This is a genomic window from Parendozoicomonas callyspongiae (assembly GCF_023502345.1).
GTDB classification, from domain to species: Bacteria; Pseudomonadota; Gammaproteobacteria; order Pseudomonadales; family Endozoicomonadaceae; genus Sansalvadorimonas; species Sansalvadorimonas callyspongiae.
Window position 1 is genome coordinate 207,891 of record NZ_JAMFLX010000004.1, and the last position, 21,520, is coordinate 229,410.

General features: G+C 48.3%; 18 protein-coding genes and 1 pseudogene. 9 read left to right on the top strand and 10 right to left on the bottom strand.

Annotation, left to right across the window (positions count from 1 at the left end):
• Positions 1 to 12 precede the first annotated feature (12 nt).
• Positions 13 to 201: a transposase gene (locus M3P05_RS04760; RefSeq protein WP_249698220.1), complete on the bottom strand. Its 189-nt coding sequence runs from the start codon at positions 199 to 201 to the stop codon at positions 13 to 15.
• A 140-nt stretch (positions 202 to 341) separates the two neighbouring features.
• Between M3P05_RS04760 and M3P05_RS04765 the strand changes: the two genes are divergently transcribed.
• Positions 342 to 869: a CBM96 family carbohydrate-binding protein gene (locus M3P05_RS04765; protein WP_249698221.1), complete on the top strand. Its 528-nt coding sequence runs from the start codon at positions 342 to 344 to the stop codon at positions 867 to 869.
• A 71-nt stretch (positions 870 to 940) separates the two neighbouring features.
• Here the strand turns inward: M3P05_RS04765 and M3P05_RS04770 are convergent, their stop codons facing one another.
• The 6 genes from M3P05_RS04770 to M3P05_RS04795 all read right to left on the bottom strand — a co-directional run bounded on the left by M3P05_RS04770 (position 941) and on the right by M3P05_RS04795 (position 6,746).
• Positions 941 to 1,495 (bottom strand): DUF1097 domain-containing protein, encoded by a 555-nt coding sequence (locus M3P05_RS04770; protein WP_249698222.1) that lies wholly within the window; start codon positions 1,493 to 1,495, stop codon positions 941 to 943.
• 54 nt (positions 1,496 to 1,549) lie between these two features.
• Positions 1,550 to 2,434, bottom strand: coding sequence for a 3-hydroxy-5-phosphonooxypentane-2,4-dione thiolase (gene lsrF, locus M3P05_RS04775; RefSeq protein ID WP_249698223.1), 885 nt, complete (start codon positions 2,432 to 2,434; stop codon positions 1,550 to 1,552).
• A gap of 28 nt (positions 2,435 to 2,462) precedes the next feature.
• The gene (gene dhaL / locus M3P05_RS04780; protein WP_249698225.1) at positions 2,463 to 3,101 is read right to left on the bottom strand and encodes a dihydroxyacetone kinase subunit DhaL; all 639 of its coding nucleotides are present in this window, start codon (positions 3,099 to 3,101) and stop codon (positions 2,463 to 2,465) included.
• Positions 3,102 to 3,186: 85 nt separating this feature from the next.
• Complete coding sequence (locus M3P05_RS04785; RefSeq protein ID WP_249698226.1) at positions 3,187 to 4,188, bottom strand: dihydroxyacetone kinase subunit DhaK; 1,002 nt, start codon at positions 4,186 to 4,188, stop codon at positions 3,187 to 3,189.
• A 31-nt stretch (positions 4,189 to 4,219) separates the two neighbouring features.
• Positions 4,220 to 4,537 (bottom strand): hypothetical protein, encoded by a 318-nt coding sequence (locus M3P05_RS04790; RefSeq protein ID WP_249698227.1) that lies wholly within the window; start codon positions 4,535 to 4,537, stop codon positions 4,220 to 4,222.
• Positions 4,538 to 4,946: 409 nt separating this feature from the next.
• Entirely contained in the window at positions 4,947 to 6,746 is a 1,800-nt protein-coding gene (locus M3P05_RS04795) for a CyaA/EF/ExoY family adenylyl cyclase toxin (RefSeq protein ID WP_249698228.1), read from the bottom strand.
• 226 nt (positions 6,747 to 6,972) lie between these two features.
• On the opposite strand from M3P05_RS04795, the gene M3P05_RS04800 reads away from it, so the two are divergent.
• The 7 genes from M3P05_RS04800 (at position 6,973) to M3P05_RS04830 (ending at position 15,464) form a co-directional block, all read left to right on the top strand.
• Positions 6,973 to 7,791: an ABC transporter ATP-binding protein gene (locus tag M3P05_RS04800; RefSeq protein ID WP_249698229.1), complete on the top strand. Its 819-nt coding sequence runs from the start codon at positions 6,973 to 6,975 to the stop codon at positions 7,789 to 7,791.
• The gene (locus M3P05_RS04805; protein ID WP_249698230.1) at positions 7,791 to 9,737 is read left to right on the top strand and encodes a long-chain fatty acid--CoA ligase; all 1,947 of its coding nucleotides are present in this window, start codon (positions 7,791 to 7,793) and stop codon (positions 9,735 to 9,737) included. Before M3P05_RS04800 ends, M3P05_RS04805 begins: the two co-directional genes overlap by 1 nt.
• Positions 9,734 to 10,627, top strand: coding sequence for a branched-chain amino acid ABC transporter permease (locus M3P05_RS04810; protein ID WP_249698231.1), 894 nt, complete (start codon positions 9,734 to 9,736; stop codon positions 10,625 to 10,627). Before M3P05_RS04805 ends, M3P05_RS04810 begins: the two co-directional genes overlap by 4 nt.
• Before the next feature lie 69 nt (positions 10,628 to 10,696).
• Entirely contained in the window at positions 10,697 to 11,770 is a 1,074-nt protein-coding gene (locus M3P05_RS04815; RefSeq protein ID WP_249698232.1) for a branched-chain amino acid ABC transporter permease, read from the top strand.
• A gap of 322 nt (positions 11,771 to 12,092) precedes the next feature.
• Positions 12,093 to 13,349: an ABC transporter substrate-binding protein gene (locus tag M3P05_RS04820; RefSeq protein ID WP_249698233.1), complete on the top strand. Its 1,257-nt coding sequence runs from the start codon at positions 12,093 to 12,095 to the stop codon at positions 13,347 to 13,349.
• 74 nt (positions 13,350 to 13,423) lie between these two features.
• A complete protein-coding gene (locus tag M3P05_RS04825; protein WP_249698234.1) occupies positions 13,424 to 14,236 on the top strand; it encodes an ABC transporter ATP-binding protein in 813 nt (270 codons plus the stop codon).
• Between the two features lie 13 nt (positions 14,237 to 14,249).
• Positions 14,250 to 15,464, top strand: a complete 1,215-nt coding sequence (locus M3P05_RS04830; protein WP_249698235.1) for a phenylacetate--CoA ligase family protein — start codon at positions 14,250 to 14,252, stop codon at positions 15,462 to 15,464.
• 111 nt (positions 15,465 to 15,575) lie between these two features.
• On the opposite strand, the pseudogene M3P05_RS04835 reads toward M3P05_RS04830, so the two are convergent.
• The 3 genes and pseudogenes from M3P05_RS04835 to M3P05_RS04845 form a co-directional block, all read right to left on the bottom strand.
• A pseudogene (locus M3P05_RS04835) lies at positions 15,576 to 15,704 on the bottom strand (IS3 family transposase); the annotation flags it as partial.
• A 102-nt stretch (positions 15,705 to 15,806) separates the two neighbouring features.
• The gene (asnS, locus tag M3P05_RS04840) at positions 15,807 to 17,207 is read right to left on the bottom strand and encodes an asparagine--tRNA ligase (protein ID WP_249698237.1); all 1,401 of its coding nucleotides are present in this window, start codon (positions 17,205 to 17,207) and stop codon (positions 15,807 to 15,809) included.
• 138 nt (positions 17,208 to 17,345) lie between these two features.
• On the bottom strand, positions 17,346 to 18,299 hold the full coding sequence (locus M3P05_RS04845; RefSeq protein WP_249698239.1) for a D-2-hydroxyacid dehydrogenase: 954 nt from the start codon (positions 18,297 to 18,299) through the stop codon (positions 17,346 to 17,348).
• A 262-nt stretch (positions 18,300 to 18,561) separates the two neighbouring features.
• Between M3P05_RS04845 and M3P05_RS04850 the strand changes: the two genes are divergently transcribed.
• Positions 18,562 to 20,898: a WH2 domain-containing protein gene (locus tag M3P05_RS04850; RefSeq protein ID WP_249698240.1), complete on the top strand. Its 2,337-nt coding sequence runs from the start codon at positions 18,562 to 18,564 to the stop codon at positions 20,896 to 20,898.
• The last annotated feature ends 622 nt before the right edge of the window (positions 20,899 to 21,520 follow it).

A 21,520-nucleotide genomic window follows, 5' to 3' on the forward strand; every position in this document is an offset into this window, starting at 1 on the left:
ATCGAAAGCGTTTTACTTTTGATTTCTCGCGAAGTAGGTGGCCGCTTTTTTACTATTTCCAACTGTACGCCATGAATAGAGCTGTGATTCTTGAAGGCCCAGTTCTTTGGCCGCAGAGGGAATACTTGTTTTCTCTGCAAGTTTCAGAGCTTCAGTTTTGAATCCAGGAGAGTGAAAGTTACGTTTTTTCTTGGTTGTCATATGCCACCTCAAAGAGTGATTCTACTCTCTTAGAGAGGTGTCCATAACTACTGCCTCGCATCAGAAGGCTAAAGCCCTAAAAAAGTAAACGTTTGTGACGATTATTATTAGACACCCACTCGCTTACAGGCTTTCCTGATATGTTCAAGATCTGCAAAACGGCTCTCACCCTTGCTGCATTCCTGACAGGAACAGCAGCTTATTCCTCGCTGCCTGTCGAGCAGGATGCTTATGTCAGGGGGGGATTCTATAAAACAATAAACTACCCCCATAAAGAAAACCTGGTGGTGAAAAATTCCTCTGATGAAAGCTACTCCAGAAGCAGCCTGCTGAAGTTTCGCCCACGAGATATAACCAACATAAACAAGGGAATACTTCACCTTCACCTTGCTCGCACAGGCGCAACAAAGCTGCTGATTGAAGAGATAAACAATTCATGGGAAGACACCCATATAGACTGGGAAACACAACCAGAAACGGAGGACACAGAAACCACCTTTTTTCGCATTGATACCCCCCAGGTTAATAAATGGGTTCGTATCGATATCTCCAACCTGCTTGCCGATAAAAAATTTTCAGGAAGTCTGCGTATCCGTAACGATAACAAGACTCTGGTTTTAATCTCGGCGCAGGAGTCGGGAAAGGGAGCGTATCTGGAGCTGAAATAACAAACTGATAATGAAAGAAAGGCTTCCAGAACCTGGATCCTGGAAGCCTTTCTTAAGCAGAGCGTAATAAATTAATGGGCATGACCTTTGGCATGCTCTTCATGTTCCTGCTTTTCAACATGGGCTTCATAATGCCCACGCAGATAAACAGTCACATAGCCAAAGAGCAATCCCAGAGTGCAGTAGATCATTTCAGTAATGCCTGCATTCAGGAAAGTTGCACCTGGTACATAACTCATAAAACCAAAGTAAGTTCCGGCACCGACAAACAGAGCAGGAATAAAGTTAAACCATTCGGTACGTTCCAGCAGAATGCAGAAAACAACCACAATAAATACCGCTATGGGGAAAGCAAAGAATCCCAGCGAGGGAGCCAGCTGCCCGCCCATACTCATAATGGCGACTGAGGCAATAATGCCACTGACGTAGTTCAGGAAAACCTTGATCCCACCGTTGACAGTGCAGCCTGCCATGAAATACATGGCCCATGAGATAAATGCGATCCAGCCAAAGCCTGCATTTTCAAATGGAAAAGCGTACACATGCAGAACCTGATCAACACACTGAATAATAAATGCCAGTGCTGCAATAATCAGAGGTATAACAATAAATTTGCGAAGAGGCATGACAATTTCCTCATTCTTAATACATCCCTGTATTTGTTGTTTTATGAATATTGATCAGGACAGCCTGTCCATCTCATAACAGAACATATCCCATGCATGGTTGGTGGTTTCACCGTCATGCACAATGGTATTGATGGCTTCCATCATGGCCACCGGGCATTCGGACTGGAATACATTTCGTCCCATGTCCACACCTGCCGCACCATCACTGATACTGCGATACACCATATCCAGCGCATCACGCTCCGGCAGCTTCTTGCCACCGGCAATCACAATGGGAACCGGGCATGCTGCAGCAACCTTTTCGAAATCATCGCAGTAATAGGTTTTCACAATATGAGCACCCAGCTCTGCCAGAACACGGGTTGCCAAAGTGAAGTATCGGGTAGTGCGTTCCATTTCCTTACCCACAGCCGTCACGGCAAGTGTAGGAATATCAAACCGGTTACCGGCATCAATAACCCGCACCAGATTTTCCAGACTCTGGCATTCATACTCGGCCCCGACAAAGCACTGCACAGCCATAGCAGAAGCATTCATACGCACAGCATCATCGACATCAACACCGACAATACCCTTGCTCATATCATCCTTCAATACAGTCCCGTCGGATGTTGCACGAAGAATTACTGCCTTGTTGTGATTGGGAGTAATACAGGTGCGCAGCCCACCACGGGTTGCCATCAGGGCATCGGCGTAGGGAGCCAAAGGTTCGATAGTCAGGTCCAGTCGTTCCAGACCCGCTGTAGCCCCCATTATGTAGCCATGGTCGAAAGCCAGCATCACAGTTTTGCCCGTATCCGGACGGAAAATTTTGGATAAACGATCCTTCATTCCCCAGCCACAGTGAGCCATTCCTTTAAGGTGAAAGCCCTCTGCTGCCTGCGGTGTATCCAGCCCGTAATCCTTGGCCAGAACACTACCGTCTTTATCAGCCATAAATGTTCCCTCGTTTCTTATTAACTCGTTATGCTGACCAGTATTCAGCGAATCCAGCAAACATCATGGACATGCTGGTTGCTCCAGGATCCTGATGACCTAAAGCACGCTCACCAATATTCTTGGCCCGGCCCCGGGTTGGCAGCATTCCTTTGGTATTTTCAGCCCCGTTGCTGGCAGCAGTCACAGCAGCCTCAAAAGCCGATGCCATATCTGCTCCCTGTTCAGCAAGCATTTCAAAGGCATCAACAGCAGGAACCAGCGCATCAACCATGGTTTTGTCACCAACCCCTGCGCCGCTACCGGACAATAGCCGGTTAGTGCCTGCACGCAGTGCTAGAGCTATCTCCTGTACAGCAGTCTGACCACCTTCAAGTGACTCACTCATTCCCATAAAGAATGAGCCCACCAGCATGCCGGCCGAGCCGCCATCCTGGCTCATGATGTTCCAGCCAACACTGTCTGCCAGTTGCTTACGGCTTTCACCGCTGTCTTTCTCGATGGTGTTTTGCAAAGCCGTCATGGCGCGATGCATGGTTGTTCCATGGTCGCCATCGCCAGTTTCAGTATCCAGCCTGTTCAGTTCGTCGGTATGGGCCAGGACTTGCCGGGAGGCAGCCATTAACATCTCGGAAAACTGTTGGCTTGATAATTGCGTTTGGGTCATGGCACACCTCCTCAAGGCAAAAGTATCCCTTGGGCAGAAGTTTCCTTCTGCCCAAACGTTTCAATTGAAAAGAGAGTTGTATGAGTTAGCGGGTAACCCAGTAAGGCGCATTGGAAGGCGCTTTCCACAGAGCCTTCATCTGGGCATCAACCCTGGCCAGACACATCTGGAAGCCTGCCATCTCCTGCACTGTGAGATACTCATCAATAGCACTGCAGGCGACAGTTGCACCGCGCTCACGCAGTGCCACATGGCAGGCGCGGTTGACCAGGAAAAGTTCCATCAGAGTGGTTGCACCTACGCCGTTCAACAGCAGCATAAGCTCATCACCAGCCTCTACATGAATAGCCTTGCACAGGTTATCCAGCATAATTTCTGCGGCTTCATTCGCTGTCAGGATCTTGCAGCGACCACCGCCGCCTTCACCATGCTGACCCATGCCAATTTCCATTTCGTCATCTGCCAGTTCGGCAATTTCCAGACCGGACTGTGGATGAGTTGCAGTTTTCAGAGCCGCTGCCAGCGTTGCCATATTACTGTGCATACGCTCTGCCACTTCATACACTTCATCCAGACTCAGGCCAGCTTCAGCAGCCGCACCGGCGATCTTGTAAACAGGTACACAGCCAACCAGACCACGGCGATCTTTCACTTCCGCATCAAGACCAGCACTGATGTCTTCATGAGTCAGCAGCATCTTCACGTTCAGGCCTTCACGCTTGGCCATTTCCATGGCCATATTGGCAGACATAACATCGCCTTCGTGATTCAGAACGATAAACAGAACACCTGCGTCACAGTTTGCCATCTTCAGGGCTTCAAAAACCTTGGGGGCACCTGGCGCTGCAAAAATATCGCCCACTACTGAAAAGTCGAGCATACCTTCGCCCACAAAACCGCTGAGTGCAGGTTCATGACCAGCACCGCCTAAAGTCACAATGCGTACTTTATTTTCTGGCTTGGGGTTGGCACGGCAAACTATCTTCTCTGAAACAATTTTTACTTTCTCAGGAAATCCCAGAGCCATACCTTCCAGCAGTTCAACAGTCAGATTTTCAGGATTGTTGATCAGTTTTTTCATGGTCATGATTCTTTCTCCTTACGAATGACTTCAGCTTTCAGTGAACGGCTTCCATTAATTCAACAGGGGCATCATCTTCAATAATGAAAGCGATTCTCAGATGCTCATTAGCCATCCAGGGTTCGAGCAATACATTGGCACCTTCCAGCTCCTTATCCAGGTCATCAACCTGATAAGCGACATGGGCGACTGTCTGCAACATTTCGGGCAGACCACACTTCTCTTCACAGCGCAGCCATTCAACACGGCTTGGCGACTGTTCAAAGTCAGTAATATGGAAACCACCTTCAACGTTATGGGTTTCTTCTCCGTGAATCTTGTCAGTGGGGATGCCAATATGACTGAACGTTCTCATTCTTGATTCCCTCTGTTTGTGTTTTTCTGTACGAAAAAGTTCAAACTCGGAATCAAAGATAAGGCGAATAGAAAGCAATTAATTGATTTAAATCAATTTCAATAGTGGCAGTTTTTCTGGAAAGATTTTGTTCAGTCCCGCCAGGTTGTTTTGCTCGATCAGGTGCAACAAATCTCACATTAGCCAGTAAGCAAGTGCAACAGAATCCTCGATAAAACGAAGGATATTTTATAGCAAGTGCAACAATGGGGGAGACGCGATACCAGCAAGTGCAACACTAGGCACGGAGCAATAAAAAAAACAGGGAAACGCGTGAAAGAGGGGTTAAACAGAAAAGCTGGGGCTGAAACTGCGAAATTGACCAAAATGGTCAATAAAAGTTCATGATGATTTCTGGCCATTTACCACTTCATAATAAATCTAAATGGCCGGATTTTCTCTTCGACTTTTTTGTCTCCATTAGAGGACCAACCCATTCCGAATGAGTCAGTTCTTTTATTGTTGAAAACTCTGCTTTAACGACTTTTCCTACCGTCCATTCAGGATTAACAGGGGCGTGATAACCATGATTTTTTAAAACCTGGAGAACAAATGTCAGTTCTTCATCATTTTCTATCATGTAGTAGTGATCTTTCAGTACGCCTACATCAAAGGGAATTATCACTGTCAGTGGATAGTTGGAAGCAGGATCTGATGCCGGGTTTAAATTATCAGGGCCATGATGGAACATTGGATTCTTCTTATCTGACCTGCCAACAGCGCTGTTGAAATATCTTAATATCCTCTGGTGACGTTGCGTCAGATTACCCAGTTTTTTATCCATGGGTTTCAGGAAGACATCCATACTTGCCACACTGGTTTGAAGCCGCTGAATATCCTCAGCAAGCTGCCCAACTGGAGATGAACCTCTTCTTTTTTGCATATGGGCTTCATAGACAGCGATACGTTCCCTAATCGTCTTTGGGCTGATTTGTGGAACAGCTGGTTTATCGACACCGGACAAATCTATTCTCGACATGGGTGTATAAATGAAGCCAAGGTCATAATCAGCAATAACCTTGAATATCATCATCGGTTTGTATCCAGCTGAGGTCAAAATTTTAATATCAAAAGTTCCATCCGGGTTAGAAATACCCATAAAGAAATAGGGCTTGCAACCGGCTGCCGGGCGAGCAGTGAAGGAGCAATTACCATTTTCAAACCAGCGAACATTTTCCAGTAAAGGGATATCTGTTTTCGGGAGGGGCATTCCCTTAAGCTCGTTAATTCTCTCCAATGTGAGTGAAAGCTGTGATGCCATATGGGATTTCTTATCAGCAGACTCCTGATATTTGCGAATCACATCGGAGGGAGCGTCAAACAGTTTACTTAAACCCTGATCCAAAGGTGGATAGGCCGCATGGGGCCCCCACTCTGATGTTTTCTCCTTAAAATCCAATCCTTTGGAGCGTTCATTCGCCAGAATCGGCGTTGTAGCAACTCTGGCCACAGGGCGAATACTTGTTACACACAGGTTCCAGCGTGCGGCTTCGGATACCCCCTCAAGATGTTCTTTTGGAATTCCTTGTCTGGGATCTTTAAGAATATTCTCAAGCCCACAAATTTTGGGGAATGTACCTGATATGGTTGCCTCTTTTTTGGACTTTTCCCTGTTAAGCAAAGGAGGTGGAAGCGATGTTCGCCGCAAACTGCTGCGACATGAGAGAAACTCACTTAGCTGCTGATCTGGATCCATAAGCTTTGCCTGGTTGAGAGATCCCCTTCTCATTGTTCCGGCTAAACCAGTAAGATTTTCAGCAGGAGACTCATTGCCTGGTGACGTAATAGTGATGGAAGGAACTACCAACGAGGTTGAGGTTGCCACTACTCCATTTTCACTTCCATGCTCTGAAGAAACATCGGAGCAGGAGGGTGAGTGTGTAATTGCTGATGCAACTGATAATCCAGAAGTATTCTTTGGGTCATAACGTTTTGTATAAGCAAGCGTGCCAGGAGATACAGGAGAAAACTGAGTAGCAGAGTACTCTGACAGCTTTTGGGAAGAATCAGATACCAAGCCAGGAATATTTTCTGATGATAGGGATTTACTGACCCCGGCTACCTGTAACAGCGGACTGGAAGCTCCTTGTTTGGCCTTTTTTCGCCCGAAAGAATCTCTTTCCCCGCAGTGAGAACTCAGGTCAGGAGAGAGTGAGCGAATCCTTTCCATAGTTTGCTCCAGTTCAAAAGCTGAATTGTCACTCACCATATGAATTTTTAGAATTATCAATTAGTCACAGGCTTACCCCCTACTAAAGTCGTATGTCCTTGATACCTCATGGTGTTTATCCTTGCCGTGAGCATAAAAACAGCCACAAGCTGCACAGCCCTGAGCCAATAAAAAAGCTCTGAACTGATAAAGAATAAAAATAAAAAACAAAACAACAGGCGTAACCATGAATTCCGCTGCCCCGCTCCTCGCTATAAGTCAGGTGTCGCTAGCCTTTGGTGGTGTGAAGGCCCTGACCGATGTCAACTTCAAGGTTAGCAAGGGAGAAGTCTTCTCCATTATCGGCCCCAATGGTGCCGGTAAAACCTCCATGCTGAACTGTATCTCCGGCCGCTACCGTCCTAACCATGGTTCCATTACCTTTAAAGGTAAGGAGATGACCAGCTTAAAGCCCAATGAACGGTCAGACCTTGGTATAGGTCGGACCTTTCAGAATCTCGCTCTTTTCGGCCATATGTCGGTGCTCGACAATATTATGGTTGGCCGCCATCACCTGCTGAAAAACAACTTCACTACCGGCCCGCTGTACTGGGTTTCCGGCGCTCAAAAAGAAGAGCTTAAGCATCGTCGGGAAGTTGAGGACATTATCGACTTTCTTGAAATCTCCCATATCCGTAAAAAGCAGGCCGGCACTCTCTCTTATGGTTTGCGTAAAAGAGTAGAGCTTGCCCGTGCTGTTGCCCTGAAACCTGACCTGATTCTTCTTGATGAACCCATGGCTGGTATGAACCAGGAAGAGAAGGAGGATATGGCCCGCTTTATTCTCGATCTCAATGAAGAGTGGGGCATGACCGTGGTGATGATTGAACACGATATGGGCGTAGTGATGGGTATCTCCAACCGGGTTATGGTGCTGGACTTTGGCCGCAAGATCGCCGAAGGCCTGCCCGATGAGATTATGGCCAACGAGCATGTGAAGAAGGCTTACCTGGGCGAGGAAGATGAGTTGCTGGTTGAAGAAGATGCTGTAGAGGAGATCGCCTGATGCAGTATCCCGATATCAAGCAGTATGACACTTTTCCCAAGGTTCTGGCCTGGAATGCTGAACACTATCCCGATGATGTGGCCATGCGGGAAAAGGAGTTTGGTATCTGGCAGGAGTTTACCTGGCAGGATTACAACAACCATGTAAAGTGGCTGGCTCTCGGACTAAAAGAGCTGGGTATTAAAGAGCAGGAAGTGATTGCCCTGCTGGGTGATAACCGCCCAGAATGGGTTTGGGGCGAAGTCGCTGCTCACTCACTGCGCTGTTACTCCATGGGAATTTATCAGGACTCTCTCCATGAAGAGACAGAGTATCTGTTGAATTTCTCTGAAGCTTCGGTGGTGATTGCTGAAGATGAAGAGCAATGTGACAAACTGCTGGAACTGGAAGATCAGATACCTTCAGTCAAACTGATTGTGTATTGCGACCCTCGGGGAATGCGTAAATATAAAGATCAGCGGCTGGTCGATGTACGCAAAGTTTACGAGCTGGGCAAAGCTATTGATAAACGCTCTCCCGAAACCTATCTAAAGATGATTGCCGCCACCAAAGGCGATGATCTTTCCATTCTCTGCACAACTTCAGGAACTACTTCAAAACCCAAGCTGGCCAAACATCATTCCGGTCCATTCCTTGATCACTGTGCTGCCTATCTTCGTGCTGATCCCAAGCAGGCCGGTGATAACTATGTCTCGGTTCTGCCACTTCCCTGGATTATGGAGCAGGTTTACGCCGTGGGGCAGGCCCTGCTGCACCGTCAGGTGGTGAACTTTGTGGAAACACAGGAAACCCTGATGTCGGACCTGCGGGAGATTGGCCCAAACTTTGTTCTGCTGGCTCCTCGAGTGTGGGAAAACCTTGCGGCCGAGATTCACTCCCGGATGATGGATTCCCAGCCCCTTAAACAGAAGCTGTTTAACCTGGGAATGAAACTGGCTGAAAGCGCCATGGAGAAAGGCAAGAAGTCAGCTCTGGCTGAGTTAATTCTGATGAAGGCTCTGCGTGACCGGCTTGGCTTCTCCAACCTCACTTCGGCTGCAACCGGTGGTGCGGCCATGGGACCAGATACTTTCAAACTGTTTAACCTGATGGGTGTTCCCCTGAAGCAGCTTTACGGCCAGACAGAAATGGCCGGCGCTTACACCATTCACCAGAACAACGATATGGATTATGAATCGGTGGGTGTGCCGTTCGATAACAGTGAACTGCGTATCGGGAATCCCGATGAAAACGGTGTGGGCGAAATTGTTGCCCGAACCACTGGCATGTTTACCGGCTACCACAAGAACCAGCAGGCTTATGATGAAGATGTACGGGATGGCTGGATGCATACCGGCGATGCCGGTTATATCAAGAAGGATAACCGCCATCTGGTGGTGATTGACCGGATCAAGGATCTGGCCGAAACCTCCAACGGTGTTCGTTTCTCCCCTCAATATATTGAGAACAAGTTGAAGTTCTCACCTTACGTGGCGGAGGCAGTAGTTCTCGGAAAAGATAAACCTAACCTGACCGCTATTATCTGTATCCGTTTCAGCATTGTTTCCAAGTGGGCGGAAAGTCAGGGCATTTCCTTTACCAACTACACCAATCTCTCGGCACGGCCGGAAGTGCGTGACCTGATTCGCAAGGCGATAGATGAAGTGAATGAATCACTGCCGGAAAGCCAGCGGGTGCAGCGCTTTATGTTGCTGTACAAGGAACTGGATGCCGACGATGGCGAACTAACCCGAACCCGCAAAGTACGTCGTGGCGTTATTGCCGAGAAGTACGCCGATATAATCGATGCCCTGTATGACAACAGCGACTCAGTGGATATCGATACCATGATTACCTTTCAGGATGGCAGCCAGAGCCGGATTCAAACCACGCTGGAAGTGGTCAAACTCCATTTAGACACACCAATTATGGATAAAACTGAAGCGCAAAGGAGGCTGGCATCATGAACTGGGATCTTCTGTTACAGCTGACCGTGAATGGTCTGATCGTCGGCCTGCTTTATGGCGTAGTCGCCATGTGCTTTGTGCTGATCTACAAATCCACCCAGGTGGTGAACTTTGCCCAGGGTGAGTTCCTGCTGATTGGTGCCTGGATCTGCTGGGCAACGCTGGTCTGGTTACAGTTGCCATTCTTTGTTGGCTTCCTGCTGACGCTGGCATTTATGACGGTGTTTGGAATATTGATACAGGCGGTGTTCCTGAAACCGATGATTGGTGAACCGATAATCTCGGTGATTATGGTCACCATTGGCCTGTCGATGTTTTTCCAGGCTTTGATGAAATGGTTGTTTGGTGTGTCTGCGGAGTCTTATCCACAAGTCTTTGAAACCCAGACTGTGACCTTCCTTGGAATGAATATCGAGATGGCTTATATCCTGAGCCTGATCTTCTCTGTGATTATGATGGCCGGTTTCTACTGGTTCTTCCGCTACTCCAAGATGGGTCTGGCTATGCGGGCTACCGCTTTTGATCAGCAGGTTGCCAGCAGCCTGGGTATTTCGGTTTCCAAAGTGTTTGCTGCCAGCTGGGCGATTTCAGCCATGGTCTCCGCTACTGCCGGTATTGTAATTGGTATGGTGAACGGTGTTTCCGGCGCCCTATCATTTATTGGTATCAAGGTGTTCCCGGCGGTGATTCTGGGGGGGCTTGATTCCATTGTTGGTGGCGTAGTGGGCGGTATCACCATTGGTCTGCTGGAAAACCTGGCTGAGTTTATCGACAGTCAGTATCTCCATATCGGCAACCTTTACACCATCGCGCCGTTCTATGTACTGCTGATTATTCTGACCATAAAACCCTACGGTTTGTTTGGTACTAAAGATATTGAGCGGATTTAAACTAATACCCGTAACAGTTATTCCAAGGAATAACTGTTACTTAAATGCGGGAAAGAGAGAATAAGAACAATGATTACACTTTCCATGCGACCCTGTGGTGATTTTCGCACCACTTATAAGGCGGATACCCGGATATTCGACACCCGCCTTATTCAGGCAGTAGCTATTGCTTCAGTGATTGGGCTCTGCTTTGCACCGCTTGTTCTGGATGCCTACTACCTGACGCTGTTTATCCAGATTTCCTATCTGGCTATCGCAGCACTTGGTCTTAATATTCTGGTTGGTTTTACCGGGCAGATATCTCTTGGTCACGGAGCCTTCTTTGGCTTTGGCGCTTTTGCCTCGGCCTGGTTTACCAATAGCTTTGCCATTCCGGTGTGGATATCTATTCCGATGGCTGGCTGGTTTACCATGGCTGTGGGGATGCTGTTTGGTTTGCCTGCAGCGCGGATCAAAGGTCTGTACTTGGCTATCGCCACACTGGCAGCCCAGTTCATTATCGAGGACTTCTTTGCCCGTGCAGAATGGTTCTCCGGTGGTGCTTATGGTGCTGCGGCTGAACCGGTGATCCTGTTTGGCTATGCCTTTGATTCCGATGAATCCTTCTTCTACATAGCTCTGTTTGCCCTGGTCTTTATGTATCTCTGGGGTGCCAACCTGATGCGCAGCCGGGATGGCCGGGCTTTTGTAGCAGTGCGGGATCATTACCTTTCTGCAGAGATTATGGGTATCAATCTGACCTGGTATCGTCTGCTCTCCTTTGGGGTTTCATCTTTCTATGCCGGTATTGGTGGTGCGCTTTATGGTCATTATCTGGGCTTTGTTTCTGCGGAAGGTTTTACCCTGATGATGTCAGTACAGTTCCTGGCGATGATTATTATCGGAGGTCTTGGTTCTGTTCAGGGCGCATTGATGGGAACCATCTTTATCGTACTTCTTCCTGAAGTATTGGAAGCTATTGTTGGTTTAATCACTCACAGTGGTCTTGTTTCAGCTGGAAATGTGGTTGAAAACCTGAGTTACTTTAAGGAAATGGCGATTGGTCTGGTGATTATTCTATTCCTGATTTTTGAGCCAGATGGTTTGGCTCATCGCTGGAAGCAGATTAAAGCCTATTGGAAGTACTACCCGTTTGCTTATTAATAGCGCACATTATTAGGTTCTGTTGTCATAAGTTTATGCGATTCAGTGGCTCAGAAAGCCGCTAATCGCAAGAAAGGCTTGTGAAGGTGTAGTGGTTCTACATCAAGCAAGCCTGACGAAGTGAGTAGCGGCTTTCTGGGCCACCCGAAGGGCGCCAGCGAGGCTTTCCAACTCGTCGTTGCAGCCGTTCGAAAGACAACCAGTATTCCTTCACGCCTGCGTCTAGATCTGAAAAGCCTCGCTGGCGCTGAATGCATAAACTTATGACAACAGAACCTAAAAACCTAGTGTCGACAATAAAAACAAAAAGGAGAGAGACGCTATGCCTTCCAACCTGAAAAAAGCACTGATTGCAGGTGCTGCCGGGGTATTAGGAGCATTACTGCCATTGAGTGCGTCAGCTGCGACCGACAAGGTCTTTGTCGGACACCTGGCTGACTACTCTGGCCCAACAGCCTTTGTTGGTAAGTACTACGCAGATGGTATCAAGGATACTCTGGCCTGGATTAATACCCAGGGTGGTATCGATGGCACCATGATCGAATCAGAAACCATTGATTACGCTTACAAGGTTCCCCAGGCCATCAGCAACTATAAAAAGTGGACTGCCCGTAAAGGTATGGTTGCCATGCAGGGCTGGGGGACAGCTGATACTGAAGCTCTGATCTCCTTTGTTGCCAAGGATCAGGTTCCGGTTTTCTCAGCCTCTTACTCTGGTCACCTGACTGACCCAACCGGCAAAAATCCGAAAACCAAAAAACCAGCTCCCTATAACTTCTTCTATGGGGCTTCTTATTCCGACACCTGTCGTGCACTGGTGAAGTGGGCCAAGGAAGACTGGGAAGGTAAAGGCAACAGCGGCAAACCTGGCTTTGTGCATATCGGAGATAACCATCCTTACCCCAATGCTCCTAAAGCAGCCTGTGCAGAATACGCAGAAGAGATTGGCTTTGATGTAAAACCACCAGTGGTTGTATCCATGAAGCCCGGCGACTTTAAAGCGCAATGCCTGTCTATCAAGACGACTGGTGCCAACTATGGCTACGTTGCCAACCTGGGCGGCTCTATCGTTTCCCTGATCAAATCCTGCGATACCGTTGGAACCGATATCCAGTTCATGTCCAATATCTGGGGTGGTGACAAGCTGACTTTTGAAGCTGTTGGTGAAGGCATTGATAACTATGTATTCCCAGCCATAACACCTTTCTGGTCTGACAAAACTCCGGCCATGAAGACTGTACACAAGATTGCAGAGGCGGCTGGCCGAGACACCAGTTTCCAGACCCACCACTATGTTCGCGGTGTCTGCTCCACCCTCTATATGTCTGAAGCTATGAAGTGGGCCAAGGCTAACGGCGGTATCACTGGTGAGAACATCAAGAAAGGTATGTATGCCAAGAAGGACTGGGTTCCAACCGGTATGGACGGTGTCTGCCTGCCTGCCAGCTGGAATGCAGAAGACCATCGTGGCATTAACACCGTGAATGTTTACCAGACCAAGTGGAATGGTGGCGATATCAAGGTGGACCGTATCTCTCAGGTCACTCTGCCACGCCGTGAAGACTGGCTTGGCTATTAATCTCCTGCGGAGCAGGAGCTAAACCGGGAAAGGATTCCCATTTATAAATAATAATAAGAAGTCCGGAGAAATCTATGGAAGCCAGAAAGCTGGAACCGGCAGAGCCTCTACTCAGTATTAATAATATTGAGGTTGTCTACGATGAAGTGATTCTGGTTCTTCGTGGTGTCAGCCTTGATGTGCATCAGGGCCAGATCGTAACGCTGCTTGGCCCAAACGGTGCAGGAAAATCAACCACTCTGAAAGCGATCTCCGGTCTTTTGAAAACCGAAGATGGTGAAGTCAGCCGTGGCGAAATCAGCTTTATGGGTGAGCGGATCGATCGCAAAAATGCCGAAGAGATCGTTCGCTCCGGTATTTTCCAGGTGATGGAAGGCCGCCGTATTATTGAGGATATGACCTGCATCGAAAACCTTCGCCTGGGTGCCTATACCCGTAAGGAAGGCGATATCCGCAATGATATCGAAATGGTCTTTGAATATTTCCCCCGCCTGAAAGAACGTACCGGGCTGGCCGGTTATCTCTCCGGTGGTGAACAGCAGATGCTGGCTATAGGCCGAGCGTTGATGGCCAAGCCCAAAATGATTCTGCTGGATGAGCCGTCCATGGGTCTCTCACCGCTCCTGGTTAAGGAAGTCTTTGGCATTATCGAGAAGATCAATAAGGAGCAGGGTATCACCATGTTGCTGGTTGAACAGAATGCCAACTTTGCCTTGAAGTGCGCCGATTACGGTTACATTATGGAATCCGGGAAAGTGGTTCTTGATGGATCAAGAGAAAAGCTGCTGGATAACCAGGATGTCAAAGAATTCTATCTGGGTGGCAGTGACGAAAGAAAAAGCTTCAAGAACCTGAAGTCCTACAAGCGCCGTAAGCGCTGGTTATAACGGGGGATTCACCATGTTTTTTGATCGCAAAGAACAGTTTCGCCCCTATGAACGTGAGCTCTCACTTATCACTCAGTTGCAGGTCAGTCTGGCTCATGCTCTGGAGCACTCACCTTTCTATGCCAAACATCTGGCTGGAGTTGATCCGGAAACGATTGATTCCCGAGAAGCTCTTGCCAAACTTCCGGTTACCCGTAAATCTGACCTGATTGAACTTCAAAAACAGGTTCCGCCTTTTGGTGGTTTAAATGGCCAGCCCGCCGGAACCATGGGCCGACTATTTCAGTCACCCGGCCCAATTCATGAACCAGAAGGGAAAACCAAAGACTGGTGGCGAATGGGACGAGCCTTGTATGCTGCTGGTTTTCGTGAAGGGGATATTGTTCACAACACCCTTTCCTACCACCTAAGCCCTGGCGGTTTTATCCTTGATTCCGGTGCCAGAGCCTGTGGTTGTGCAGTCATTCCTGCCGGTGTGGGCCAGACAGAGCAACAACTGCGGGTGATTGAATCTCTGCGTCCTAACGGTTATGCAGGTACACCATCATTCCTGAAAACTCTTCTGGAAAAGGCTGATGAGCAGGGGCTGGATATCTCCTTTATGGACAAGGCTCTGGTCACAGGTGAAGGACTACCTGAAGCCTTGCGCACAGAGTTTACCAAGCGTGGAATCCGCTGCGTCCAGGCCTACGCAACAGCCGACGCTGGTTTGATCGCCTATGAATCAGAAGCTCAGGAAGGAATGATTGCTGCTGAAGATATCATTCTGGAAATTGTAAAACCCGAAACCGGTGACCCTGTTCAGGAAGGGGAAGTCGGCGAAATACTGGTAACGGTATTTAATTCCGAATATCCACTGTTCCGCTTTGCCACTGGAGACCTTACTGCTGTATTACCAGGAAGAAGCCCCTGCGGCCGAACCAATATGCGTATTCGCGGCTGGATGGGGCGGGCAGATCAGTCCACTAAGGTGAAAGGTCTATTTGTTCACCCCTGCCAGATTTCAGAGGTTGTGCAAAAGCACCCTGAAATTAACCGGGCACGTCTGGTAGTTGAATCTATTGATAGCCGGGACAGCATGACTCTGCTTTGTGAAGGTGATGCAGAAATGGATACGAATGCCATAGAAGCCACTATCAAGATCATCTGCAAGCTAAAGGGCAAAGCCAGACGGGTTGATGATGGCGAGATAGTTAAAGATGGTCTTGTAATAGAAGACCTGCGTTGAAAGAGATAAGGCCTGTGTAGACTCAGGCCTTAATCTTAGAGGAAAAACAAAGACGCTTTACTTGTTCTTCGGGGAGAGAGCTGGTATGGCAAGAGTTTTCCGGACACTTTTTTACGCTACCTTGGCAAGCTGTTGTTCATATCTGAACGGTGCCAGGTAACCATTAATTGAGTGCTTTCTCTGGCGGTTATAAAACACTTCAATATATTCAAATATGGACTGTTGGGCTTCTTCCCGAGTCGGAATATACGTTATGTCGCCAACATAGGCTTTGATGCTTCAATACAAAAAAACCCGCTAACTGTAGGAGTTTAAGCGGGTTTTTTAGATTTTATTGGAAGCTTAGAAAGCAGCGTTACGTGGAGTCCGTGGGAATGGAATCGCTTCACGGATATTCTGAACACCAGTCAGGTAGCTCAGCAGGCGCTCAAAGCCCAGACCGAAGCCAGCGTGCGGCACGGTGCCGTAGCGGCGCAGGTCACGATACCAGGCGTAATCGTCCTTATTCATGCCCTGAGCTTCAATACGGGCATCCAGTACGTCCAGACGCTCTTCACGCTGGCTACCGCCGATAATCTCACCAATGCCGGGAGCCAGAACGTCCATGGCCGCAACAGTCTTACCATCTTCGTTCATACGCATGTAGAACGGTTTGATGCTGGCTGGGTAGTCAGTCACAACGATTGGACCTTTCACATGCTCTTCCGCCAGGAAGCGTTCGTGCTCGGACTGCATATCGATGCCCCACTCAACGGCGAACTCAAATTTCTTGCCAGACTTCAGCAGAACGTCGATGCACTCGGTGTAGGTCATACGGGTAAAGCTGGACTCAGCCAGTGTCTTCACGCGCTCGATGCAGGTCTTATCAACTCGCTGGTTGAAGAAGGCCATATCGTCAGCGCGCTTCTCCAGAATCTCTTTGCAGACAGTCTTGAGCATTTCTTCAGCCAGGTTGGCAACATCGTTTAGGTCTGCGAAGGCTACTTCAGGTTCAACCATCCAGAACTCAGCCAGGTGACGACTGGTGTTGGAGTTTTCAGCACGGAAGGTCGGGCCGAAGGTGTAAACCTTGCTCATGGCACAGGCCAGGGCTTCAGCGTTCAGCTGACCGGATACAGTCAGGAAGGACTGCTTGCCGAAGAAGTCTTCGTTGAAATCAACTTCGCCTTTGTCAGTGCGGGGCAGGTTATTGAAATCCAGTGTGGAGACACGGAACAATTCGCCGGCACCTTCACAGTCGGAAGCAGTGATCAGCGGAGTGTTTACCCACATGTAACCGTTACGGTCAAAGAAGTTGTGGATGCTGTTTGCTGCTGCGTGACGGATACGGTTCATGGCACCGATGATGTTGGTGCGCGGACGCAGGTGAGCATGCTCACGCAGGTGCTCCATAGAGTGGCGCTTGGGCTGCATGGCGTAGGTTTCAGGATCATCAACCCAACCCAGAACTTCTACGGACGTCGCTTTGATTTCCCAGTCCTGACCCTTGGCAGGCGATTCAACCAGGATACCCTTAACGCGAACACTGCAGCTTGCGGTCAGCTTCTGAACTTCCTCTTCGTAATTCGGGAGGTCGCTCTCGGCGATGACCTGAATAGGATCGAAGCAGCTGCCATCGTGTACGGCCAGGAAGGACATTCCAGCCTTGGAGTCACGACGAGTGCGGATCCAGCCGCACAGTTCAACTTCACTGTCTTTTGGCTTCTGGCCGGCCAGCAGGTCGGCAATTGGAGTATGGCTCATTGGCAACAATCGTTACTTATGGGTAAAGGGGGATTATAAGTTGACCAGCTATGAAAGGCAGGTCAGGTCAGTAAAAATTACTGACCCAGTCTGTCAGGGTCACCGGCGTTGGCAATTCGGAATATCCGTAGTTATTTTTCAGGCCACCTTGTTTGCAGGGTTCCCGTTCAGGAATGCCTTGATGTTTTCGGCGGCTTGCAGAAGCAGTCTTTCCCGAGACTCTTTGGCCAGCCAGGCAGTGTGAGGCGTTACAATCAGGTTGGACAGGCCGGTGTTCAGCAGCGGATTGCCATAGACCGGGGGTTCCTGAGTGAGAACATCAAACCCTGCGCCGCCAATGGTCTCTTGTCGAAGCGCGTTAACAACAGAGGCTTCGTCGACCAGTCCGCCGCGAGCCGTATTGATCAAAAGAGCATGGGGTTTCATCAGTCCCAGTTGTGGCTCACCAATCAGATTACGGGTCTGGTCAGTTAGAGGGCAATGAAGGGAAACAACATCAGCCAGCTTCAAGCCATCTTCCAGCTCAATCCTGTCAGTGGCAGAAGACAGGGAGCCAGGAACCTTTGCTATCAGAATATTCATACCAAAAGCTTTGCCAAGTCGTGCCACGGCCTGGCCCAGTTCTCCATACCCCACGATCAGCAGGTTTTTCCCGGCAAGTTCCATAACCGGTCGATCCATCAGGCAGAACATATCGCTTTTGGCCCATGTCCCATCCTGGCTGATCTGGCTGTACCGTGGCAGAGCCGTTGCCAGGGACAGAATCAATGAGAAGGTATGCTGTGCAACGCTGGCTGTACCATAAGCCGTTATATTGGTGACGGTAATACTGCGGGCGGAGGCTGCCTGCAGATCAATATTATTTGTTCCGGTGGCAAGAACACCGATGTAGCGAAGCTGGTTGGCGGCAGCCATTTCGGCATCACTAATCACGACTTTGTTGCTCAGTACAACCTCTGCGTGACGAATGCGCTCAATGACCTGGTCTGGAGGAGTCCGATCATAGACATCCCACTCCATATCCATTGATGTAAGCGGAAAGATATCAAGGTCATTGCCCAGGGTGGCTCGATCAAGCAGTACGGCACGCATTGTCCGGCTCCATCGTATTGTTTGGGCATTATTCTATCGGTTGGCCTCATTCAGAGCGAGGCTATGAACACGTCTTCATGCCAAGACCGCCAACTATTTGGCTGATAGCATCGAACCCTCAGGATTTTTTTGACACCCCCTGTATTGAGAAGTGGGCTCCGGGCAGATCAGTCAATGAAAATTATGAAAACCTGCTGGTGCCAACCCCATATTAATGCACCTTCTAACCTCATAAGAAGAAGTAAATCAGTGGATTATGGATATGGGTGGAATCAATAAAGCGGGTGGCTCGTATGATGTACATACCCCGCAGCATGCAGGTAAGGCTTCTTCGCCTGAGTCCATTGGGAACCACAAGGGCAAGAAAGTATCCAAGAGCAAGAACCCCTTCAAATTTATTGTTAAGGCTTTTACATCACCCTTCAAGAAAAGTGATAAGGCCATGACGCAGAGAAGTATCAGCCTGCCGAACCTGACGGATGAGTCTCATTTCGTATCTTCTGGCATCAGAAAAAGCAGCTCTCTTGAAAACTTCAAGGCTTCTGAACCCGTTCTTAATTCATACAAACCTCTTACGGAAGAAACCCGTATCCCAGATCCTGTTTACTCTGGGCCATCTGTGGGAGGAAAAAGGCGTTTCAACCCTGAAGCGACGGCAAACAATATTATCAAGCAGCTGGATGTGCTCGAGAGCTCATCAAAAGCCGGGGCGAAAGAACCACTGGACCCCAAATCATTAGCAGTGCTTTTCAAGGAGGTCCTCACCAAACCTCTTGCAGCGGATAAGATTCTGGAGTTTTCCAAAATGCTTGCTACAGAAGGGCGGGATATACGCCAGCATGTTCATGATAAAATGAAAACTGATGCAGATACCTTAGTTGATGAGGTTCTTCAGCATTATCCAAATATCGCAGGACGACTTTCCCGGGAAGATTGTCAGGCTATCAGCCGGGATGTTCAGGCATCAGCCTTTAAGAAAATGAGTGTAGATGTATGGTCCACGACTGGGGCTGACGATTTTGCTGAAAGTGCCGAAGCAGATTTTCTTCAACAGGCGAGCTGGGCACTAAAGCCCAATATGGTCATCAAACCAAAGCCGAAAGACATAACACAAACGAACTTTACACCCAGACAGGAAAACACAAGAAAAGCTGCTGGAGTTAAAGCTGAACCCAAGCAGGTCAACCTGTCGCAGACTGAAAAAAACAATAAGGCTAAGCCTCTGCAGCAACGTGAAGTAACAACGGCGACACTTCAAACTCTGAAAGAAACCTCATCAAGAGTTGTGCAGACAGCAGTTCCTGAAACGAAAACAACAGTAACTGGGTCTTCTAGGCCAGCTAAAACAGATCAACCTGCTACAACTGGGGCCATTGCAACAACGAATGAAACACCGGTTCAAAAAACAGGAAGTGAACAACAGTCTGATTCTGTCGTACAGAAAGATGGAGATATTACTCAACAGTTCCAACAGGCACTTCAGTCCAGCAAGGAATTTGTGAAAAATGAGCTGACAGCTAGACTACCTGCGGATCAGGCTAAGCTTGCTTATAACGCATATAGACAGATCAAAGTGACGGGAGTTTCTGACGATCAGGCTCGAAGTGCTGCCCTTCTGTTTACTGATTCGATCACAAAACATGGCCTGTCAAAAGATCAGGCATTAACCGTTGTTGTAGAAACATCAAACTGGCTGAATGATGAAGCCGACTATGCTCCTGATCTGGTTCTTTCTGCTGGCCAGGGTCTCATTGATTGGCTTAAGGCTGGAGAGCCAGAAGGCGCTGCTGTCGCTGCAATGACCGAGTGGCTCGAAGATGAAAGCTGGGAAGATCGGATAGATACAGACGACCCGGCTGATGATATATCGACAACCTCTGCTGGTGAACAACCTGATGCCAGCACTGTCTCACTGACTGATAACAGTCAGCAGTCAGCACAGGTTTCTGGTACGGATAATTCAATACCTCCAGCTCCTCCACCTCCACCGTTACCTCAGAACAACATAACAACAGAGCCGGAGGTGGAGACTACAAAGCCTTCTAAGCAAACAAAAACTACAACTGATGAAGCCGGTCAAACAGCTTCTAAACCGGATGCAGAGGATCCAAGAAGTGCACTTATGGCTGCCATCAGGGATGGTAAAACGCTAAGAAAAGTAGACACTGCCGAACCTAAGCAGGTGGGTGCAAAGGATGCCCTTATGGCTGCTATCAGAGAAGGTAAAACACTGAAAAAGGTAGATACCTCAGAGAAAGAGCGTAAAAGTCAAAAGCCTCAGGAACAGCCTGAAGGAATGGAAGGCATTCTTGATAGAAGAATTAAAAAGGAATTACTTGCACCTGCAGAAGAGTTGGCAGCAAAACTGACTCAGCAGATTAGTGATTTCAAGTATGACTTTGATGAGTCAGATGCTTCAAAACTGTCTGATATGCGCTCCCAGCTTCTTGGAACTCTCAAGGAGTCTGGTTTTAGGAGTGTGTTCTCTGCAGCCCCTGAGGAAACCATTAATAAGTTTCTTGGTGATATGATTGATTTCGATGGTTCAGAGAAAGATATGCAAAATGCTATTGAGTCATGGATAACTGGTCAGGATTAGGCTCTGTTTAGAGGCCGGAATTCCTACAATTAAAACGAGGGTAAAACCCACCCAAGCGCTATTTGGGGAAACTGCTGCACTGTGCGACATGGATAATCATTTGATCAAGGTTCATACCGGCTCCTTCCAAGTCATCAGCAATTCCCGCCGAATACACGCCTTGAGCCGTATAATGCATACTAAAGGCACTCATGTCTCTTGATCACAGAAGAACCCATCTCCTCAAATGAAGAGTTCCTGAAGCCAGCCTGATCTCAATTACTGACACAGGGCTTCAAATCAAGTCGCATCAGGAATCAAGCAGCGGATGCTTTTTCCCTGACCGTGCCCCTGCGTAATAGCTACAAATAGAGATTACCAGCAGTCAATTAGAAACCATTCAAACAGGCTATGAATCTGTATACGACAGCTGAACATTACGAGCTGACCACGGTGACTTGATTCCAGGAATCTGGGAATAAAGTTCCTTGTCTCGCATATGGGCATCCTGCCTGAATTGAGTTGAAATCAGGTTAAACTACCCACACTATCAGGGGAAGATCCCAAAAATATTACGGAGGTACTTGCTGAAAGTCGTGAGACTGCATCCATTAAAAGTGAAAAATGATTCTGAAAAGACCCA